Genomic DNA, 20,571 nt, shown 5'->3' on the forward strand with positions numbered 1-20,571 from the left:
TTAGGTGGCAGTAAGGAAACTATATCCTATAATCTGCATCCTGAAACCTAATTTAGTATGAAATTTTTGTTCGGAACGTTATCAAAAACAATCTTTAAATTCTTTACAAATTTCTGAAGTTCTGAAATGAAAGTTTCGTTTTCTGTAGTTTCGCCATACACGAAAAAGTTGGTATCGTTGATTCCGAAACCTATTTTGCTTAAAGTAAACATTACAAAATACAGGAAATCCACTTCCGAATTGACATCCAGATTATTATAAAGAATCACTTTTTTATGATCGATTGCAAAAAATTCGCACTGATTTTGATAAAGGTTAATGTGAATTTCTTTATTTGTTCTGTTTTGGATCGAATTTAAAAACTTTTCACCCGAAAAATTAAATCTTACCGGAATCGAAAGATCTTTTATTTTGCGGTAAAAACCTTTCGGAAAAGTATAATAAAACTGAATTTTAAACTTCTTGTTCACGGAAAGCATAAGCTCTTCATTTTCCTTGTCTACAGGCGCATTGAATGCAATTAAATCATATCCGGTTTCATGCTCGGAAAAACCTTCAGGCATCAAAGTAAAATGATTCAAAGCAGAAATCACAGAAACTTCGTCAAATCTTTGTTTGAGTAATGCTTCTTCGAGCTTTTCAGCGATAAAATTTTCAGAAGATTCTTCATTCACGAGATAAGACTTTTCTTCCAAAACATTTTTATTTTTGGAAATCTGATAAACCAGTCCGTCTTTAGTAAAAAGTAAAGTAAGTACGTTCATATAACAATTACTGCAAATTTAGTGAAATTCTACCATTACCGCACCCGATTGATGATGAAGTATTTCTTTGTTATAAAAATCCAGCCCGGTTTGGCTTTCAAGCACGTCCCAAACTATTTTTTGAAGAACGCCGTCACCGATTCCGTGTACGATTTCAAGCCTTTTCAGATGATTTCTGCGACAGAAATTAATGGTTTGAATCAATTTTTCTTTTTGTAAAAACAATCTTTCGAAACTATCATAATCATTCGGATTTTTAACTAAATTATGAAAATGTAAGTCTAAAACCAAGGGATTTTTATCATGCTTTTTGGAAGTCACTTTTCTCGGCTCCGGTTTTTTCACCACTTGTATGTTTTCATAAAGTGAGGCATTTTTCAGGACCAGTTTTTCTTTTGGATATTGATAAGTAAAACCATACTCATCTTTGAAAACCACGATATTTCCGTTCACCGAAGTGATAACTCCACTTAAATCTTCATCAACTACCGAAACTTTATCACCAATTTTCATAATTATTTTCTATTTGTAATCTTTCACCGTCATTGCTAGCGAAGCGAAGCAATCTCTTAATAATCTTAACTTCTAAACTTTCCTTAATGGTTCAAAAAAACTTTACATTTAAAAAAACTTTAAACCTGAAATTTTTAAACCCTTCCTCCCAATTCAACAACTTCCAGATCTTTTATTTCTTCATTATCAATCACAAATCGCATCATTGTTCGCATTTTATGCCAGCCCTGTTTTCCGCAAGCTCCGGGATTAAGATGCAGTAATTTATTTTTATCATCATACATTGCCTTCAAAATATGCGAATGTCCTGAAATAAATAGTTTCGGAGGTTTTTCAGAAATTTCTTTTTTTGCCAAAGGTGTATATTTTCCGGGATAACCACCGATGTGAATCATCAAAACTTCTACATTTTCACAAAAAAATCGTGTTATTTCAGGGAATTCTGACCGGATTTTTGCGCCATCAATATTTCCGTAAACGCCTTTTAAAGGTTTTATTTTTTCAAGCTTTTCAATAATTTCAAAACTTCCAAAGTCTCCGCAATGCCAAATTTCATCAGCTTGATTTGCATATTCTAAAATTCTGTCATCAATATAAGAATGAGAATCGGAAAGAAGGAGGATTTTGGTCATCTAAAATGAAAGTTTCTTGAAATGCAAATTTACTCAATAATCCCGAATTGATTAACTTTGAAAAAATTTAAAAATAATGAAGCATCAATTTTCTCTGTTCTTTATTCTTTTCTCGTTAATCGCTTTTGGGCAGGTTGAAGAAAAAAAACTCGACCAATTAATTCAAAATACTTTAAAAACATTTGATGTTCCGGGCATGTCGGTTGGAATTGTAAAAGACGGTAAAACTATTTATTCTAAAGGTTTTGGTGTACGTTCTTTGACCTCAAAACAACCGATGGATGACACAACTTTAGTTGGGATTGCTTCTAATTCTAAGGCTTTTACTTGTGTTGCTTTGGCGATTTTAGCAGACGAAGGAAAACTGAATTGGGATGATAAAGTTTCAAAATATATTCCTGAATTTCAAATGCATGATCCGTATGTTTCCCAAAACGTGACGATTAAAGATTTGGTGACGCACAGAGCCGGTTTAGGTTTGGGACAAGGCGATTTGATGTTTTTCCCCGAAGGTGGAAATTTGACAGTAAATGATATTGTTCACAATGTAAGATATTTAAAGCCTGAAAATCCTTTCAGAACGACTTTAGATTATAATAATATCATGTTTATTGTTGCCGGTGAAGTGATTCACAGAGTTTCGGGATTGACTTGGGCTGAATTTATTGAACAAAGAATCATGAAGCCTGTAGGAATGACTTCAAGTTTCGGAAGCTACAGCCGTGCTAAAGCTGTTTCCAATAAAATTGATGCGCACGCACCTGCAGACGGAAAAGTAATTGCTGTTCCTCACGACTGGAACGAAACCGCCAATGCCGCCGGCGGAATTATGAGCAATATCAAAGACATGACGACTTGGGCAGAATGTTTGCTGAATAATTTTACAACAAATGACGGTAAAAAACTGGTTTCAGATAAACAGATTATGCAGCTTTGGAATTTGCAGATCACGAGTCCGGTTGCAATGAAAAACCCTTATGATACAGGTTTTTATGGCTATGGTTTGGGCTGGTTTTTAAGTGATGTAAAGGGGCATAAACAAATTCAGCATACAGGAGGCTTGATCGGAACAGTAACGCAGTTTACATTAATTCCGGATCTAAAACTAGGAATTGTAGTTTTGACCAATCAACAGTCCGGCGCGGCTTTCAACACTATTACAAATACTGTAAAAGATTCTTATTTAGGAGTTGCAGACAGAAACTGGCTGAAAACATACAGCGAAAGAATGGCGAAAATGAATACCGAATTTGAAAAGCAGAAGAAAGAAGCTTTTGCAAAATCTGAAGCCTTTAAAAAAGAAAAAAATCTTCACCCAAAACCTGAACAGTTTACAGGAAAATATAGCGATCAATGGTTTGGTGATGTGGAAATTGTACAGCAAGGAAATACATACCGAATTTCATGCAAAAATTCTCCAAGGCTGAAGGGCGAATTGTTTCCTTATTCAAATAATTCTTTCATTATTAAGTGGGACGACAGAAGTTATGATGCCGATTCGTATATTATTTTTAGTTATGACGAAACAGGAAAAGCACAATCTGCAAGATTAAAACCTATTTCCGATATCACAGATTTCAGCTTTGATTTTGAAGATCTGGATTTAAAAAGAAAATAATTATCAATTAAATATAAATAAAAGAGGTTGCCAAAAAGCAGCCTCTTTTATTTTAAGTTAGAAAATAGGATCTATTTTTTTATAAATTTCTCCGTGATTTCTCCTATTTTAATGATGTAGTTTCCTTCGGCAAGCTGGCTTACGTTTACAGAGTTTTTTTCAAGCGTTCCTGAATTGATTAGTCTTCCTGTTTTATCAAATATTTTGTATTCTTTTGATGGAGAATTATAAACGTTTAAAATATCTTTTACAGGATTCGGATATATTTTTATTTTGCTTTTATCTATAGAATTTAGTTCAGAAACAGACAAAGTATTTAAATCTACTTTAAATAATGCACTTGCAAAGAAATCTGTGATGTACAATATATTTCCATCCATACATAATCCCGAAGGATAATTTAAAAGTGTTGAAACGACAGCGTCAACAGCGGTCGGATTGGTTTCTACAGTGCTGATTTTCTTGATTTTGGAAGTTCCTGCTTCAGCAATGTAAAGATCTTTGCCGTTCGATGCAAGCCCGGATGGACGATCCAATCCCTGTACAACGGTTACGGGCGTGGAAGGGTTATTTATACTAACTTTTGAAATTCTGCCCGCAAATCTTTCTGTGATATAAAGTTCGTCGCCTACCGCTTCAATTTCAAAAGGTGAATCAACAAACGCTACATCAATTGCTTGTGGTACAGGCTGTGTCACATCTATTTTTGAAATTCTATGGTCAACTTCACGGGCTACATATAAATCGTTTCCGATAAACTCAAGTCCGATCGGACTATTTAATAATGATATGACAGTTACAGGAGGTAAAGATAAGTTTGAAAGATCAACCCTTGAAATTTTATTTGCTCCAAATTCTGAAATATATAATTTATTGTCCTTTATTTCTAATCCGTAGGGTCTGCTTACGCCAGTTACGACATCAACAGGCGGAATGCTGGAATTGGTAAGATCGAATTTTACAACTTTATCAGCATAATAATAACCGACATACATATTATCACCATCTATAATCATTGGGTTTGGTGTTGTTAAATTCCCCTGAAATAAGGTAACTGAAGATTGTGAGTAAGTTTTGCTTCCTAAAAATAAAAAGAAGACGACAAATAAATAAAATTGACTACGCATAATAAAATGTTTTGAAATTTATTTTTATTTAGAATAAATAAAATTTACACAAATGTAATTATTTTATTTAAAATTGCAAAACATGAAGTAAAAATTAAAGATAATTAATAAAAATAACACCAAAATTTGGTGTTAAGATTGAAAATTGCTAAAGTATTTTTTAAATGAATCTATATTTTCCCTGGCTCATGAAAAAAAAGTAGTTTTTTATTGGCTCCGTCAAATTGTGACCAGGATTCGCAATCGATTTCAAAACCCGCTACACCGCAAGTCGGAAAATGGAAAATATTATCCGATAAAGAATTGGCAAAATTTGAAATACCATTATTATGTGAAAAAAAAGCGACAGAATTCACGCCATCATCCAAATCATAAATAACAGACTGAAAGTTATTTTCCGAAGGATTATACAATTTTTCGTTTGTAATATAATTGATCCTGTATGTTTGATTAAATATTTTACAAGTATTTAAAGCTCTCACAGCAGGGCTGGAAACTAAATGATCAATATGGATATTGCTATTTTTTAAAAATTTAGACATCTTCAAAGCATCCTGCAACCCTTTGTCTGCCAATGGTCTGTCAAAATCTTCGGTTTCTTCCGGCCAGTCGCTTTTTGCATGTCTTACCAAGATTAGTTTTTTCATAGTTTTGGATTTGGGGAAATAAAATTATAAAAAAAATCGTGGAGTAAAACAAGATTTATAAAAAAAACTACGTTACGAATAAAATCATTAAAATTTATTAAATTTGCAAACCTATGGGACAAATCCTTGCAATAGATTACGGAAAAGCTCGATGTGGCCTTGCAGCTACCGATGATATGCAGATTATTGCAAGCGGACTGAAAACCGTAGAAACAAAGTTTTTACTTGAGTTTTTAAAAAAATATTTTAGTGAAAACAAAGTGGAAGACATCGTTGTGGGGCTTCCGGTTGATTTGAAAGGAAATCTTTCTGAAGTGGAAACTGAAATTTTAAAATTTTTAGAAATTTTCAAAAAAGAGTTTCCAAATATTCAGGTTCATCGTTTTGATGAAAGATTTACATCAAAAATGGCTTCGTTTTTTATCTCGCAAAGCGGGAAAAGTAAAAAACAAAGACAGGAAAAAGGATTAATTGATAAAGTAAGCGCAACCATCATATTGCAGAATTTTTTAGAACAAAGAACAAGATGATTTTACCGATAAGAGCTTTTGGAGATCCTGTTTTGAGAAAAGTAGGAAAAGATATTGAAACAGATTATCCGAATTTGCAGGAACTGATCGACAATATGTTTGAAACCATGTACAGCGCCAACGGAATTGGACTGGCTGCGCCACAGATTGGTTTGGATATCCGTCTGTTTATTGTAGATGTGAGCCCTTTGGCAGAAGACGAAGATTACGAAGATATTGCCGATGAGCTGAAAGACTTTAAAAAAGTTTTTGTCAATGCTCAGATTCTTGAAGAGACGGGTGAAGAATGGAAGTTCAACGAAGGCTGTCTTTCGATTCCTGATGTGAGAGAAGACGTGAAAAGAAAAAGCACAATTTTGATCGAATATTATGATGAAAATTTTGTGAAGCATACAGAAACTTTTTCCGATATTAGAGCCCGCGTAATTCAGCATGAATATGATCATATTGAAGGCACATTGTTTACGGATCATTTAAGTTCTTTGAAAAAGAAAATGGTAAAAGGTAAATTGGCGAAAATCTCTCAAGGCGATGTATCAATCAGCTATAAAATGAGGTTTCCAAAATAATTTTAAATAAAGAAAATAAATATTATAAAAAGTGAGTTTAACTCACTGATGAAGTAAAAAAAAATAAAATTATGCTGTTAGAAAAAATAATTTCAATCTCCGGAAAACCAGGACTTTACAAATTAGTTTCTCAACTTAGAAACGGATTTATCATTGAAGATGTGACGACAAAAAAGAAAGTAAGCATCGGAAATTCGAGCCAGGTAAGTTTGTTGGATAACATTGCAATGTTCACATTCGATAAAGAAGTGCCTTTATTTGAAGTTTTTGAGAATATTGCTAAAAATTATGAATACAAAGAAACCATTTCTCACAAATCTTCTGAAGAAGAATTGAGAGATTTTATGGCAGTTTCTCTTCCAAATTATGATACTGAAAGAGTTTACAATTCAGATATCAAAAAATTGGCTCAATGGTACAATATTTTGCATAAAGCAGGATATATTACTCCGGATAGCTTTGTAAAAGCTGAACCTGAAACTGTAGAAGGAGAAAAAGCAGAAGATGATATAACTGCTGAAAAAGCAGCTCCGAAAAAGGCGGCTCCAAAAGCTGACAAACCTGCAACTCCGAAAGTGAAAGCAAGTTCAGGAGCAAAAGCTGCTACAAAAAGTACACACAGAAAAATGGGATAATTTATTTATCTAAATCTAATACAAAACCTTGTCAGCAATGATGAGGTTTTTTGTTTTTTTCTAAGTTAGATTACGTAACGAGACCAAATTTCAAATAATTATTTAATATAGAAAACTTGTCGAAAAACTTTGATTTCTTGCGCCTTAAAGCAGCGTAATTTCAAAAACTTTGCGTCTTTGCGAATAACCAACCTTTTTATTTAAGTTAAATAACATTAATGATTAAATTTGTCAGACTTTTGAAATTTTAATATGAACACCAGACAGGAAAAACTCGAAGCTTTCGGGCGACTTTTAGATATCATGGATGATCTTCGTGAAAAATGTCCGTGGGATCAGAAACAGACGCTTCAGACACTTCGCCATTTGACGCTTGAAGAAACTTACGAGCTTTCAGATGCACTTTTGCAGGAAGATTTAATTGAAATAAAAAAAGAACTCGGCGATGTGCTTCTTCATTTAGTTTTTTATGCTAAAATAGGTTCAGAAAAAGGAAGTTTTGATATTGCTGATGTCATCAATTCTTTAAATGAAAAGCTGATTTTCCGTCATCCTCATATTTATGGCGATACAGAAGTGAAAGATGAAGAAGAAGTAAAGCAAAACTGGGAAAAACTGAAGCTGAAAGAGGGAAACAAGTCAATTTTGGGTGGCGTTCCGAAAGGATTGCCAAGTTTGGTAAAAGCATACAGAATTCAAGATAAAGTAAAAGGAATCGGATTTGAATTCCACGATGCAGAAGATGCATGGAAAAAAGTAGATGAAGAAATTGAAGAATTTCATGCGGAAACCGACTTAGATAAAAAAGAACAGGAATTGGGAGACGTATTTTTTTCATTAATCAATTATGCAAGAATTTCAGGCTTAAATCCGGATTCTGCTTTGGAAAGAACCAATCTCAAATTTATTTCAAGATTCCAGAAAATGGAAGATTTGGCGAGAGAAAAAAACTTGAAACTTGAAGATATGTCTTTAGAAGAAATGGATGTTCTTTGGGAAAATGCTAAACTAATAAATAAAAACTAATGAAAATGTATATTTTTTGTGCAATGACCTCACTTTTTCTTGTAGGTTGCAATCCTAAAAGCCCGGCTGAACAGTCAAAAGAAGATACTTTAAAAGTAGAATTTTCTCTTCCAAAAAAACTCAAAGAAGTTTCCGGAATTACTTTATCGAAAGACCAGAAAACAATTTGGGCAATTGAAGATCAGGGAAATGAAAATGTTGTTTACGGATTAAACAGAAACGGAGATCTGGTTTCAGAAACTGTAATAGAAAATGCTGAAAATACAGACTGGGAAGATATTACAAGCGATCTTCAAGGGAAAATTTATATCGGAGATTTTGGAAATAATGAAAACGACAGACAAGATCTTGCTATTTTAAAAGTTGATTTAAAGGATTCTTCTCAGGCAACAACAAAGGTAATTCAGACCACAAAATTTCATTACGAAGGACAAACAGAATTTCCTCCCAAAAAATCAAATTTATTGTACGATTGTGAAGCTTTTGTAGAAAAAGACGGATATTTTTATCTTTTCACAAAAAACAGAAGTAAAGGCTTTGACGGAACTTTTCTGGTTTTCCAGATTCCGAATAAAGCAGGTGATTTTGAAGCAAAATTGATAGGTAAATTAAAACTAGAAGGCGGTTATAATGATGCTGCAATTACTTCAGCTTCCATTAATTCTAAAAAGCAAATTGTTTTATTAACGCATAAGAATATTCATTTGCTTTCAGGTTTTTCAGCGAATGATTTCAATTCTGCCAAAATTGAAAAAATATCTTTAAATCACAATTCTCAAAAAGAAGCAGTTGTTTTTGTTGATGATAAAACATTGTTGATCGCCGACGAAAAAGATAAAAAAACTGGCGGAAATATTTATAAATTTTCTTTAAAATAATGAAATCCGCAGAAACTTTCTGCGGATTTTTATATTCAATTATTTGTAAAGTTTAAAGACTTTAAAAACTCATTCCGACACCTCCGGAAATCCTTCCGCCATCTTCGCCGACAAAATAATCTAATCTTGCAGAAAACATTTCAAGTACATTCATCCAAAATCCGGCTCCTACACCTTGATGCCATTTATCCGATGCCTCGTTGTCCATCCAAACTCTTCCCAAATCATAGCCGACTAATATGCCCATGTTTGTAGGAACAATGTTATTTTTTACCCTTCCAAAATCCCAACGGATTTCAGCATTGTTTACGAAATAAGATTTTCCTGCGAATCTTTCATTTCTGTAAGCGCGCATTCCGTTGTTTCCACCGATTGCTGCTGCCTGATAAAATTCAAAATTATTATTGTTGATAATCATTGCGTTGCTTGAATTCGCAAATACAAATTTTCCTTTTTTATCGATTCGGTGAAATATATTTAAAGTTCCATTATAACTTGCAAAATTTTGATTAAACTCTGAAAGATTGGCTTTCCATCCGGCATTTAAAACCAATTCCAACCCTAAAGTCGGGAATGCTTTATTATCAAGATTTTTAAAGCTGAAAGTATAATTGGCGCCTCCAAACTGTTGCCCATTGAAAACTTCAGGATTCACATCCGGAGAAACGGCAACAAAACGGTCTTCGTTCTGCTGTACTTTAGAATGCTCAAAATTCAATTGAAACTGATGTTTAAAATTCAGCCAGCTTGTTTTTGAAACAGAAGGTGAAAACTTAAACTGAGAAATTCTCACCCTGTTATAATCTTTTTCAACTTCATCTTTATCATATTGAGTTTCATTTCCTAATCCAAAAAAAGTTCTCGCAAAAAACGGAGTCGTGTAGGAAGCGTCAATTCCGGCGTCCCAACCGGCAATTGCTTTTTTGAAAACTCCTTTATAGCCCAAATTGAAGCCACCGGTTGCGGTATACAAATTGGCGCTCAGACTGTGTTTTTGAGTAAATGGATCTCGCATAAAATTGTTTACCGTATAATTTGCCACTAAACCTAAAATTACACCATCATCAGGATTGTAATTTGCATTCGGGTAGCCTGCGAAAAAATTGTATTTCGGATGTTTCCAATTGTAGGTATTGGTATCGTAATCTTTCGTGATATGTTTTGATGCTGTCTTGGCTTTATAAGTATTTTTCTGAGATTTAAAATCGTAAATTTTCACCTTATTTCCGTTTTGCACATCATACGAATCATGATTGTAGCCGCCAATCAAACGGATATTTATTTTTGATTTTCCTGCACCAGAAACTTCGTAAATGTCATCATCTTCCAAGCCGTAGATCCAAAGTTCTTTGGTTTGTGAATCGTTGTATTTCTTTTCAAAAACCAATTCTTCGCTTTGATCTTTATTTAATTGATATTGCTTTATTTCTACAGAATTTTCACTTTTAATAATGACAAATTTATCTTTATGAATGGTTCCTGATAAAGGGACTTTCTCTTGTAAAACATCAAAATATTTTACGGCATAATCTTCAAGCTTAGTTTTTCTCAGCTTCAATTTCTTTTGAATATCAGCAATGGTTTCATCTTTTATTTCTTTCGGTAAATTGTCGAAAGCATTGTCGATATCTGCATCCGTCAAATTCTCGCGAATATATTTTGCCTGAGCGATCCAGTTTTCCTTATTCGTATTTTTCAGTAAAATTAAATCAAGCGGATATGGCTCGCGATTCATCCATTTTACATTTTTTATTTCATCTTTAAAAGATTTCATGTGTCGGATTGCCGGAATATTCATAATGAATTTAAAAGCAGCACCGTCATATTTACTGAATGCCTGATCTCTGTCTTTTGGAATAGGTTTGTAAATCACCTTGTTTCCGACCTGATATTCGGCCCATCTCCATTGGTCGTCGTGACGGTCCCAATCTCCGATCAGCATGTCAAAAATTCTTGCCCGCAAATATAAATCCTGATTGACAGAATATTTTTTTTGATCTTTTCTAAGATTTTTTAATAAATCATCGGTCGAAATAATGTCTTTTGCATCATCCAAAGAAGCTAAAGTTTTAGGATCTGCCGAAAAACGTTCTTCAATCATGTATAATTCATCGCCGTAATTTTTATTGTATTCGCCCAAACCTTTTTGTTTCGGAATATAATATAATTTAGGATTACTGTGATAAAGCCCGATTTTATCAGCCATATTATTCACCGAAAAAGCTGTAAACGGATGGCTTGTCGTATAAAAATCAAGCAAGAACCTTTCAGGGAAAGTATTTTCCAGCTCGTGTCCGAAAGTGTTTTTTTTGAAAGCCATATTATTGAGAAAGCGCACCGCACTTTTCTTTACGCCACGCATTACAAATTCCTGGCCGTCTTTTGCTTTCAGACGCAGGCTGTTTGACTGGTTTCCGCCACCTTCGCGAAATGGTGTATAACCGCCGTTGAGTTCAGAAATATTGGCAGTTTCAGCTTCAATCGGGACTGCATAATATTTTCTGTAATTGGCGCCCCAAAGCCATGTATAAAATTTGCCTGCTTTGGTTTGTTTTTCTGTATAAATGGTTGTTTTTCCCGTCGGAGATAAATTTTCTGGAAATGTATTATTAAATGCTTCAGGTTTAGCTAATACCGAAATATGTGTCAGCTTTTCAAGCTTATTATCTTTTGTTGAAAAATATTCTACATCCGAACTTTGATCTTTTCTCAGATTTAAAATTGCAAAACCACTTCCGCCGTAAGAAAAATCTGTTTTCTCGGCAATCGTTGAAGGATCGGTTTTAGAACCTGCACCGCTGATGATCTGCTTGATATTCCGCTCTTCGTGATACTGTAAATTGTGATCGTGACCCGAAACCAGAATCACGTTTTCTTTATCCTGGATAATACTTTTTATCCTATTGGCAAAATCTGTATAATGCTGATTGCTGAGATCTTCCATGCTCACGCCCGAAGAACTTCTCAATATATTGATCAAAGTGGCAAGCCCCGGAACCGGAACTCTGCCTCTGAGCGCAGAAAGGTGAGATTTCGCAGAATTGAAACCTGCATGTACCCCAGAACTTATTACCGGATGATGCAAAGCAACAATAATTCTTTTATCTTGATTTTTTATGATTAAATCTTTAAACTCAGTATAGAAATCTTCTCTGGTTTTGATATCGCAGCCTTTGTTGATTCCGGGATATTTGTCCCAGTCGATCAGTGCCCATTCGGAATCCACAACGATCAGTTTAATATCTTTGGTAAGGTTAATATCATCGATCGGACACGAATTTTTTGGAAGAAAGGATTTTTTGTCATTAAGATAAGTCTTTACAAATTCTTCCTGTGCTTTTAGACCTTCCAAGCCGTGATACCAATCGTGATTTCCTGGAATAACCAATGTTTTACCTTTGAAATTTTTGGTAATTGCCAACTGATTTTCCATTTTTTGTTTGGCTAAAGGATAATCTTCATCACTTTCTGCAGGCATTCCTAAAGGGTAAATATTATCTCCTAAAAAAATCAACATCGAGTTTTTATCGGCAGAATCAAGTTTGTTTTTCACGAAATTTAAAGTTTGTTGCGCTTGCGGTTCCTCGGCATTTCCGGCATCTCCAACCAGAAAAATTTTAAAATCATTATCGGATTTAATCTCAGAATTTTTTATTTCATGCACGTTTTTTCCTTTTTGCACGTTATAGGTTGCACACGAAAATAAAAATCCCGAAATCAGCAGCGTTTTCGAACTTACAGCTAATATTTTTAAATAAGATTTTAAGGATAAATTCATACATTTACATTAAGAAAAATTCAGGATGAGCATTTTAGACAAAGCTAAAGATTATGTTGAAAATTTATTCAAAGATAAGTTATCTTCTATATATTTTTATCATAATTTTATTCATACTACTTATACTGTAAATAAAGCTGAAGAGATAATTAAAAGCACCCCGATTTCTGATAAAGATAAAGAAAAAGTCTTGTTGGCGCTTTGGTTTCATGATGTAGGTTTTACAAATTGTAATGGCGAAGGCCACGAGGAAAAAGGCGTGGAAATCGTTACAGAATTTCTTCTTCACGAGAATGCTTCACGGGAATATATTGATGAAGTTACAAAGCTGATTCTTTCAACCCAAAAATATCATCAGCCGCAAAATCTTTTGGAAGAAATCATGAAAGATGCAGATTTCAGTCATTTTGCGAGTCCGTTTTATAATGATTCTGCGGAAGCTTTGCGCAAAGAATGGGAGCTTACGGGTGGTATGTGTTTTTCTAATGATGAATGGAATGAGATGAATGTCGATTTCCTGAAAAACAAGCACAGATATTTTACGGATTATGCCAAAGAAAATTGGGAGCCGCTTAAAATAAAGAATATTAAAAAGCTCGAAAAAAAGCTTGAAAAGGAAGAAAAATTAAAAAAAGAATCTTCTGATCCTAAAAAAGAAAAAGACCAGAAATCTGACAGAAGTGTAGATACTTTGTTCAGGGTTACTTTAAATAATCATACAAGACTGAGCGATATTGCGGACAGCAAAGCCAATATTTTATTGTCTGTCAATGCGATCATTATTTCGGTTTGTCTTTCGGTTTTAGTTCCGAAATTGGATACTCCGAAGAATGCACATCTTATCATTCCTACTTTTTTTCTGTTGATTTCGAGTGTTTTGACGATTATTTTTGCCATTCTTTCTACAAAACCAAATGTTACGAAAACCAATTTTTCAAAGCAGGATATTGCAGATCGAAAAGTAAACCTTTTATTCTTCGGGAATTTTAATCAGATGTTGTTTGACGATTATCAGAATTCCATGCGAGATCTGATTAAAGACCGGGATTATATTTACGATTCTATGGTTAAAGATTTGTATTACCTTGGGAAAGTTCTTGACAGAAAGTATAAATTATTGTCCGTAACATATAAAATTTTTATGGCGGGAATTATTATTTCTGTGTTGTCTTTTGCGTATGCTTTTTTAAGTTTATAAGCTGAGCTTTTTATTTTTAAGCCAAAGAAACCCTCAAAGCAAGCAAGCCGGAAATTCCCTGAAGATCTTCAACTCTTAAAAATTCGACATCATTTTTCAGAATTTCTTTTTTCTGAAGCTTAGAAATGTATTGTAGATATTCGCGTTGGTTTTCCATTCCAAAATAGACGATGGTGATTTTTCCGGGGCAAGTAATTCTTTCTGAAGAATCTTTGATATGCGCTTTTTCCACTCTTTTTTTGATGATTTCGTAATTGGAATTAAAGGCGCCGTCTATATCAAAACGTTTTTCATCCATTCGGAAACGGATATCTACTTTTTCATTATAAACAAAAATCAATGAAGCAATATCTAAAGGAATTGGCAAATTTTCTTTGAAATTCTGAAATTCCCGTTCCATTTTACAAATGGTTTTTAATTGCCAATATCTCAATTCACTTACGATTTTTGAAGAAAAAGATAATTCCGGAGCAATATTTTGTCCGATAAATAAATTATGCTCAACGCCGTCAGATTTAAATCTTTCAAAATAATGTGGAAATATTTCCTGAGCCTTCACCTGATTTTCATCTAAAATATCAGCCAATTTTCTGTTGACCAAAGTAATAGAATCATCCAAACTTTTTCTGTTGGCATAAAAAAGGTCATTTTGCGTAAAAACCTGACTGAAATAATTTTTAATTTTCAGCTTTGTATTTTCATCGGTTTTTATTTCAAGTTTTCCCTGAATAAAAGGATGAATTTCTTCTCTCAATAATCTTTGAAAACGTTGTTCGGTATCGGCTTTTATTTCGTTATTAAGCTCGTTTTCAAAAATATCTAAAGCCAAAACATACTTTTCGGATTCTGAAGTATTTATGATCGAAAACAGGTCGTAAAGGCAATCAATTTGTTGATTCAGATCTTCAAGCATAAACTTAAAACGCTTTTCAGAAGATGAACGGATATCTGAAAATGCAAACAATGGCGTAAGGTTTTTAAACGAAATCTGCTTTAAAGAATATACTTTTTTAGACAAATAAGCATTAAAATATTTTTCTGCTTCATTCCTGAATTTCCACATGACGCTGTCATGAATCGTTGTGTATTCACGCTGGATGATCGCCTCAATCTCATTGTTTCTTTCGTATGTGAAACGGTTGAGAGAAAAAATAATCATATCCGCAACGAACTCCAATTTTTTAAGTTTTAAACCATTTAAGCTGTTCGGAATAGGCGAAGTAAATTCCATAATGGCAAGCAGTTCATTGTCTTTCATAATCGGAATCACCATGAAGCTGTTGATATTATTATCTTTCAGAATATTGAAGGACGGAAGTTTTTTTATTTCGTCATCAAGCTTGTCAACATTCGAAACCACGACCGGTTTTGAATTGTAATTGATGTTTTCAAATGCCGTTTTTCTTATTTCTTCATCAAAAGTATTGATCCAGAAATCGAGAATATAATTGGTGAAAAAGTTTTCATAAATCGGAAGCTTTTCAAGCCTTTGATTTTTATTATTAAAAAGCATTAATCCAAAATTGAGATCGGCAACATCAAAATACGATTTAAATATTTCTTTCAAATTTTCATCAGGATCAAGATTTTGCGGGTCAATTTTGATAAGACTTGATTTTAGGTCTGATAAAGCCACTTCTGAAGTACAATCAATCAAAGAAATAATGGCAAATCCGCTAAGAATCCAAGATTTTGAAGGGAAATATTTTTTCCACAGTTGTGCGTCATCCAGATTTTCAAGAAGCATTTCAATTACTTCATCAGACGGTATTTTTGCTTCTTTTGTAGGATAAACATCACTGAAATCTGAGTTTACCGTTATTTTGTAATGCTTCATAATTCCCTGTTTATTGGGAATATCATAATACAACGGGAGCGTGGTTTTTATATCTTTTTTTAAGTAAGTCTGTAAAATAAGGCAGCAGCAGAAAACATAAAATTCATCATCGTTGATATCTCTGAATTCTATTTCAAAATCTTTTCCGGCATCGGTAAGAATGTCCTGAAATCTTTCGGTATAATTAAAAGTAATATTTGAAAGCGGAATGCTTGCTGCTTTGATCTCGTTTTTGGTAAGACCCGTTGGAAAAAGATCGGCAAGTAAAGGCCTGATGAGATCTTTATGCTTTTCCAATAATGTTAAATCCTGAAAACCGTCTCTTAATTCTTTAAAATTTTTGGTTTTTTCAATCAAAGATTCAGCATAGCTGGCGCGATATTCCAGCCTGTCGTTGTAACGGATATGCTCTAAAACATCCAAATATTTTTTGAATGATATAAAAACCTGAAATGGACTGTCTTTTTTATAAAGATTTGACAAAATGTAAAAAAATTGTGAGGATAAAGGTATGAAAAAAGGTTTTTTAAAAGGTTAATGTAAGAAGAGAATTAAAGTGAAATATTACCAAATTGTTTCCTCGCTACACAAAAATCAGACGACTTTGAATAACGATTTAATTGGAATATAAGATGATTTATTTCTTAGGCTTTAAAGAAAAATTATCCACATATACTGCTTGATGCATTCCATTCAACAAAACTTTCAAACCCAAATTTGAATCCTTTTTTAAAGAAATGTCAAATGTTTTTTTTCCAGTTGTTATTTTTGAAGATTTAGCTATTGATACATAAGATTTTGCATCTGATTTGTTGCCTATTGAGAACAGTTCTAATGCAGTTTCTCCGCCGTTATCTGAAATATCAAAAGTAAGTGTATATTTTCCGGCTTTAATTTTTGGAGTCACCAGATACATATTTTCTCCGGGATTAGTCATCGAATAGAAGACAATTTTTTTGTCACTGGTATAAAGCATTGCTTTTCCCTGCTGAGAAGTCCAACATTTATTAATATCTTTCCAAGCATCAAAATTTTCTGTAATTGTAGTTACAGTTTTACATTGTGCATTTGCTGTTAAAAATCCTCCGAAAGCCATTATTCCTGTCAGTACGATTCTTTTCATATCTTTTATAAATTATGATGTAAAATTAGTTTAAAATGAAGTTATAAATCATAAGGTCATTGTCGAGAAATTCAAACATTTTAGTATGACTTTTTGGATTATTAAATACTTTTGTAAAGATAAAGAATATGTATCTTTTATAAAACTAATAAATATGAAGAATCAATTGCAACAGCATATTGTAAAATTAATTCCAAGTTTTAAATATGAAATAGACAAAGTACTTGATTATTTTGAAAAGCAGACTTTCCCCGCAAATCATGTGGTTATCAATGAAGGAGATACGGTAAATCATTTTTATTTTGTCATATCAGGCTGTATGCACATTTATTTTACAGATCATGATGGACATAAAAATACCATTCATTTTGCGATCGAAGAATGGTGGTTGACAGAATATAATGCTTTCTTAGGATCTAGTGTCTCGAATTTTGGTATTGCAACGCTCGAATCAACTGAAGTTTTAGCGATTAAAAAAGAAAATTTCGAACAGCTATTACTCGATTATCCGTTTATGGGAATTTATTTCAATAAGGTGCATATGAAGGCTTATGGTGCTTCGTTGCAGAAACAGAAAACATTTGCTACCACAACTAAAGAAGATTTTCATAATTATTTCTGTACGCAGTATCCTGATTTGGTTAAACGTTTTCCTAATGATGTCTTTGCATCCTATATGGGGATTTCAACCGATGAACTGGTAGTTCTTAATGAGAGTTTTCGTTCTTAAACTAGTTTAAGTTTTTCCAGACCGAAGTTGCTGACCTTTGTTTAATAAAAATTTAAAACAATGAAAATAGTAATTATCGGAGGTACCGGTCTTATCGGTTCTCAACTTACGAATCTTTTAAAAGATCAGCATGAAGTGATTGTAGCATCTCCAAACAAGGGAGTAAACACAATCACGGGTGAAGGCCTGGATGCCGCATTAAAAAACGCAGATGTTGTAGTGGATGTTTCAAATTCACCTTCATTTACTGACGATGATGTGATGAACTTTTTCAAAACTTCGACAACCAATCTTTTGGAGTCTGAGCAGAAAGCCGATGTGAAACACCATATTGCATTGTCTGTTGTAGGAACGCAGAAACTTGGTGAAAGTGGTTATTTCAGAGCAAAGCAGGCTCAGGAAGAATTGATAGCAAAGTCTCCCATTCCTTATTCAATAGTACACGCGACTCAGTTTTTTGAGTTCGCCGGCGGTATTGCAGCTTCCAGTGCAAAAGAAGATGGTGTTTTTGTATCTGATGCTTTTGTGCAGCCTATTGCAAGTTCAGAGGTGGCAAAGTTTTTAGCTAAAAGTGTATTACAAAATCCAACGAATGGTATTGCTGAAATTGCAGGTTCCGAAAAAATGACAATGAATACTTGGATTGATAATTATCTTTCTGCGATGAATCGTCCGTCAAATATTATCATCCAAAGTGAAGCTCCTTATTTTGGAGCAGTCCTTGAAACGGACACGTTGCTTCCTGAAAAGGCAGTTTTTGAAAGTGAGATTAAATACCAGGACTGGATCTCAAATCCTGCTAATCAAAGATAAATGTGAGATTATGAATGGATTGAAAGGATTCATAACGAGTTCCATTGGTAGAAAAGTAGTGATGGCGACTACAGGCTTATTCTTGATAAGTTTTCTACTGGTACATTGTGCAGTTAATGCTTTGATATTTTTCGATGACGGCGGACAGACTTTCAATATTGGTGCTCATTTTATGGGCACCAATCCTGTTATCCGGACAATAGAAGTTGTGCTGATTATTGGTTTTTTGATTCACATCATTCAGGGTTTAATGATTTGGAGGCAAAATAAGAAAGCAAGACCGATAAGCTATGCCGTAAAAAAAGAATCTAAAAACAGCACATGGTATAGCAGAAGTATGGCATTATTAGGAACTTTACTTCTCTTGTTTTTAATTGTACATACGTCTAATTTTTGGATTCCAAACCGAACCCATCAGTTTTTACATGGAGATGAGCTGCCGCTTTATAAAATGATGGTTGAGAAGTTCCAGAACCCTTTTCAGGTTTTCTTATATGTTTTTTCATGCTTTCTCCTGTTTTGGCATTTGCTTCACGGTTTCAAAAGTGCATTTCAATCATTGGGAATCAATCATCGAAAATATAATGCAATGATCTTATTTTTAGGAATTATGTTTTCTTATGTTATACCATTTATTATGGCGATGATGCCTGTTGCAATTTATTTGGATTGGATCGGGGAGTAATATTTTTTTTATAGAAGAAAAAAGCACAACAATCGTTGTGCTTTTTCTATATTTTTAAATGGTTTTTATAAACCGAATTGTCTTGCAAATAAATCCGGAAAAACGCCTAAAGCCACGATGGATGCGATAATAAATACTGCAACAATATTGTAAGTTAGGGTCACTTTTTCAGAGGTTTTGAAAGTAGTCTCTTTAAAGAAAAACATAGCAATAATTAATCTTAAGTAATAAGCAATAGAAATTGCAGAACCTAAAACGGCAATGATGACCAAAAATGTATTGTTATCGTTGCTTAATGCCTGAGCAAATAAAGAAAATTTGCCCATAAAACCAGCTGTTAAAGGGATTCCCGCCATTGAAAGCAAAGAAATCGTTGCAACAACCGCCAATAAAGGTTCTGTTTTTGCCAAGCCTTTGAATGCTCCGAAAGAAGTTTCTCTTTTTATTTTTTCAACCCAAATTAGGCACATAAAAACTCCAACTGTTGAAAGCGAATATGCAAATAAATAAAATGCTAATGTATACGTTGAAAGTGCATTCATTCCGAAGAAAACCAACCCGATATATCCTGCATGAGAAACTGACGAATACGCCAACATTCTTTTTGCATTGGTCTGCGCAAGTCCCATTGCGTTTGCAAGAAATAAAGTAATAATCAGGAATACACCTAAAATGTTGATCCATTCAGCGGTAACACCGGAAAATCCGATTGTCATTAATCTGAATAATGCATAAAAACCAGAGATTTTCACAACGCTCGCCATAAAAGCGGTAATTAACGAAGGTGAACCAACATAAACATCCGGGCTCCACATGTGGAAAGGCGCCAAAGCAACTTTGAATGACATTGCGCAAAGCATTAAAATAACTCCTAAAATCAACATGATGTTTTTAGGATTGCTTACGCTGAATTCCTGAATTTTATATAAATCAAAAGTTCCTGTACTTCCGTAGATAAATGCGATACCAAACAGTAAAAAACCTGTTGCGAATGCGCCCATCAAGAAATATTTGATAGAAGCTTCGTTGGATCTCAAATCTGTTTTGTTTGCTCCGGCCATTACATATAAAGGAATGGAAAGAATCTCAATTCCTAAGAATAAAGTCACTAAATTCTGGAAACCGAAAAGGATAATCCCGCCACAAAGTGCGAAAAGCATCAATGCATATAATTCTGATTGGTGGCTTCTGTGATTGCTGAATGCAAAACCTCCCAAAAAGAAAAGCAGTAATGTCGTCACAATAGAAATTTTGGTGAATAACGCAGCATTCGCGCTGTATTCATACATATGTCTGTATTGCTCAAAAAATGAAGCTTCAGGTAAAAAACTTACATAAAATGCAATGATTAACCCCGAAATTCCAATGTATCTTGCGAATTTCCCTTTTTCAAAAACTCCCGAAAATAATGCAGCAACTGCGGTTAGGAAAACAATAATTAAAACACTCATAATTTATATTTGAGATG

Annotated in this window: 19 protein-coding genes; 10 read left to right on the top strand and 9 right to left on the bottom strand. The window is 33.6% G+C overall.

Features of this window, described 5'->3' with window-relative positions; all coding sequences use genetic code 11:
• Window positions 1-47: 47 nt before the first annotated feature.
• From AC6CHK_RS12155 to AC6CHK_RS12165, 3 genes are all read right to left on the bottom strand, one after another.
• On the bottom strand, window positions 48-764 hold the full coding sequence (locus AC6CHK_RS12155) for a DUF3822 family protein (RefSeq protein WP_498096483.1): 717 nt from the start codon (window positions 762-764) through the stop codon (window positions 48-50).
• 18 nt (window positions 765-782) lie between these two features.
• Window positions 783-1,277: a DUF8465 domain-containing protein gene (locus AC6CHK_RS12160; RefSeq protein ID WP_498096485.1), complete on the bottom strand. Its 495-nt coding sequence runs from the start codon at window positions 1,275-1,277 to the stop codon at window positions 783-785.
• A 134-nt stretch (window positions 1,278-1,411) separates the two neighbouring features.
• The gene (locus AC6CHK_RS12165) at window positions 1,412-1,909 is read right to left on the bottom strand and encodes a metallophosphoesterase family protein (RefSeq protein WP_498096487.1); all 498 of its coding nucleotides are present in this window, start codon (window positions 1,907-1,909) and stop codon (window positions 1,412-1,414) included.
• Window positions 1,910-1,985: 76 nt separating this feature from the next.
• On the opposite strand from AC6CHK_RS12165, the gene AC6CHK_RS12170 reads away from it, so the two are divergent.
• A complete protein-coding gene (locus tag AC6CHK_RS12170) occupies window positions 1,986-3,527 on the top strand; it encodes a serine hydrolase (protein WP_498096489.1) in 1,542 nt (513 codons plus the stop codon).
• A 71-nt stretch (window positions 3,528-3,598) separates the two neighbouring features.
• Here AC6CHK_RS12170 and AC6CHK_RS12175 read toward each other — a convergent pair whose 3' ends face one another.
• A complete protein-coding gene (locus AC6CHK_RS12175) occupies window positions 3,599-4,654 on the bottom strand; it encodes a T9SS type A sorting domain-containing protein (protein WP_498096491.1) in 1,056 nt (351 codons plus the stop codon).
• Between the two features lie 170 nt (window positions 4,655-4,824).
• The gene (locus tag AC6CHK_RS12180) at window positions 4,825-5,301 is read right to left on the bottom strand and encodes a SixA phosphatase family protein (RefSeq protein ID WP_498096493.1); all 477 of its coding nucleotides are present in this window, start codon (window positions 5,299-5,301) and stop codon (window positions 4,825-4,827) included.
• A gap of 113 nt (window positions 5,302-5,414) precedes the next feature.
• Between AC6CHK_RS12180 and ruvX the strand changes: the two genes are divergently transcribed.
• The 5 genes from ruvX to AC6CHK_RS12205 all read left to right on the top strand — a co-directional run bounded on the left by ruvX (window position 5,415) and on the right by AC6CHK_RS12205 (window position 8,939).
• A complete protein-coding gene (gene ruvX / locus AC6CHK_RS12185) occupies window positions 5,415-5,831 on the top strand; it encodes a Holliday junction resolvase RuvX (protein ID WP_498096495.1) in 417 nt (138 codons plus the stop codon).
• Complete coding sequence (gene def, locus AC6CHK_RS12190; RefSeq protein ID WP_498096497.1) at window positions 5,828-6,400, top strand: peptide deformylase; 573 nt, start codon at window positions 5,828-5,830, stop codon at window positions 6,398-6,400. The genes ruvX and def overlap by 4 nt, the downstream gene beginning before the upstream one ends.
• 71 nt (window positions 6,401-6,471) lie before the next feature.
• Window positions 6,472-7,035: a DUF5606 family protein gene (locus AC6CHK_RS12195; protein ID WP_498096499.1), complete on the top strand. Its 564-nt coding sequence runs from the start codon at window positions 6,472-6,474 to the stop codon at window positions 7,033-7,035.
• A gap of 252 nt (window positions 7,036-7,287) precedes the next feature.
• Window positions 7,288-8,061, top strand: coding sequence for a nucleoside triphosphate pyrophosphohydrolase (gene mazG / locus AC6CHK_RS12200; RefSeq protein WP_498096501.1), 774 nt, complete (start codon window positions 7,288-7,290; stop codon window positions 8,059-8,061).
• Complete coding sequence (locus tag AC6CHK_RS12205; protein ID WP_498096503.1) at window positions 8,061-8,939, top strand: hypothetical protein; 879 nt, start codon at window positions 8,061-8,063, stop codon at window positions 8,937-8,939. The genes mazG and AC6CHK_RS12205 overlap by 1 nt, the downstream gene beginning before the upstream one ends.
• Window positions 8,940-9,000: 61 nt before the next feature.
• Here AC6CHK_RS12205 and AC6CHK_RS12210 read toward each other — a convergent pair whose 3' ends face one another.
• Window positions 9,001-12,717, bottom strand: a complete 3,717-nt coding sequence (locus AC6CHK_RS12210) for a metallophosphoesterase (RefSeq protein ID WP_498096505.1) — start codon at window positions 12,715-12,717, stop codon at window positions 9,001-9,003.
• 25 nt (window positions 12,718-12,742) lie between these two features.
• Here AC6CHK_RS12210 and AC6CHK_RS12215 point away from each other — a divergent pair, with 25 nt between their 5' ends.
• Window positions 12,743-13,915 (top strand): Pycsar system effector family protein, encoded by a 1,173-nt coding sequence (locus tag AC6CHK_RS12215; protein ID WP_498096507.1) that lies wholly within the window; start codon window positions 12,743-12,745, stop codon window positions 13,913-13,915.
• A 16-nt stretch (window positions 13,916-13,931) separates the two neighbouring features.
• Here the strand turns inward: AC6CHK_RS12215 and AC6CHK_RS12220 are convergent, their stop codons facing one another.
• Together AC6CHK_RS12220 and AC6CHK_RS12225 are read right to left on the bottom strand one after the other, a co-directional pair.
• The gene (locus AC6CHK_RS12220; protein ID WP_498096509.1) at window positions 13,932-16,235 is read right to left on the bottom strand and encodes a GAF domain-containing protein; all 2,304 of its coding nucleotides are present in this window, start codon (window positions 16,233-16,235) and stop codon (window positions 13,932-13,934) included.
• A 154-nt stretch (window positions 16,236-16,389) separates the two neighbouring features.
• Window positions 16,390-16,875: a hypothetical protein gene (locus tag AC6CHK_RS12225; protein ID WP_498096511.1), complete on the bottom strand. Its 486-nt coding sequence runs from the start codon at window positions 16,873-16,875 to the stop codon at window positions 16,390-16,392.
• Window positions 16,876-17,029: 154 nt separating this feature from the next.
• Here AC6CHK_RS12225 and AC6CHK_RS12230 point away from each other — a divergent pair, with 154 nt between their 5' ends.
• From AC6CHK_RS12230 to AC6CHK_RS12240, 3 genes are read left to right on the top strand one after another with little or no spacing between them, the layout of a single operon-like run.
• Entirely contained in the window at window positions 17,030-17,605 is a 576-nt protein-coding gene (locus AC6CHK_RS12230) for a Crp/Fnr family transcriptional regulator (RefSeq protein ID WP_498096513.1), read from the top strand.
• 60 nt (window positions 17,606-17,665) lie between these two features.
• The gene (locus AC6CHK_RS12235) at window positions 17,666-18,418 is read left to right on the top strand and encodes an SDR family oxidoreductase (protein WP_498096515.1); all 753 of its coding nucleotides are present in this window, start codon (window positions 17,666-17,668) and stop codon (window positions 18,416-18,418) included.
• Window positions 18,419-18,428: 10 nt separating this feature from the next.
• The gene (locus tag AC6CHK_RS12240) at window positions 18,429-19,103 is read left to right on the top strand and encodes a succinate dehydrogenase cytochrome b subunit (RefSeq protein ID WP_498096517.1); all 675 of its coding nucleotides are present in this window, start codon (window positions 18,429-18,431) and stop codon (window positions 19,101-19,103) included.
• A gap of 65 nt (window positions 19,104-19,168) precedes the next feature.
• Here AC6CHK_RS12240 and AC6CHK_RS12245 read toward each other — a convergent pair whose 3' ends face one another.
• Entirely contained in the window at window positions 19,169-20,554 is a 1,386-nt protein-coding gene (locus AC6CHK_RS12245; RefSeq protein ID WP_498096519.1) for an NADH-quinone oxidoreductase subunit N, read from the bottom strand.
• Window positions 20,555-20,571: the final 17 nt, after the last annotated feature.

The sequence above is a fragment of the Chryseobacterium sp. GQ58 genome (assembly GCF_059758895.1).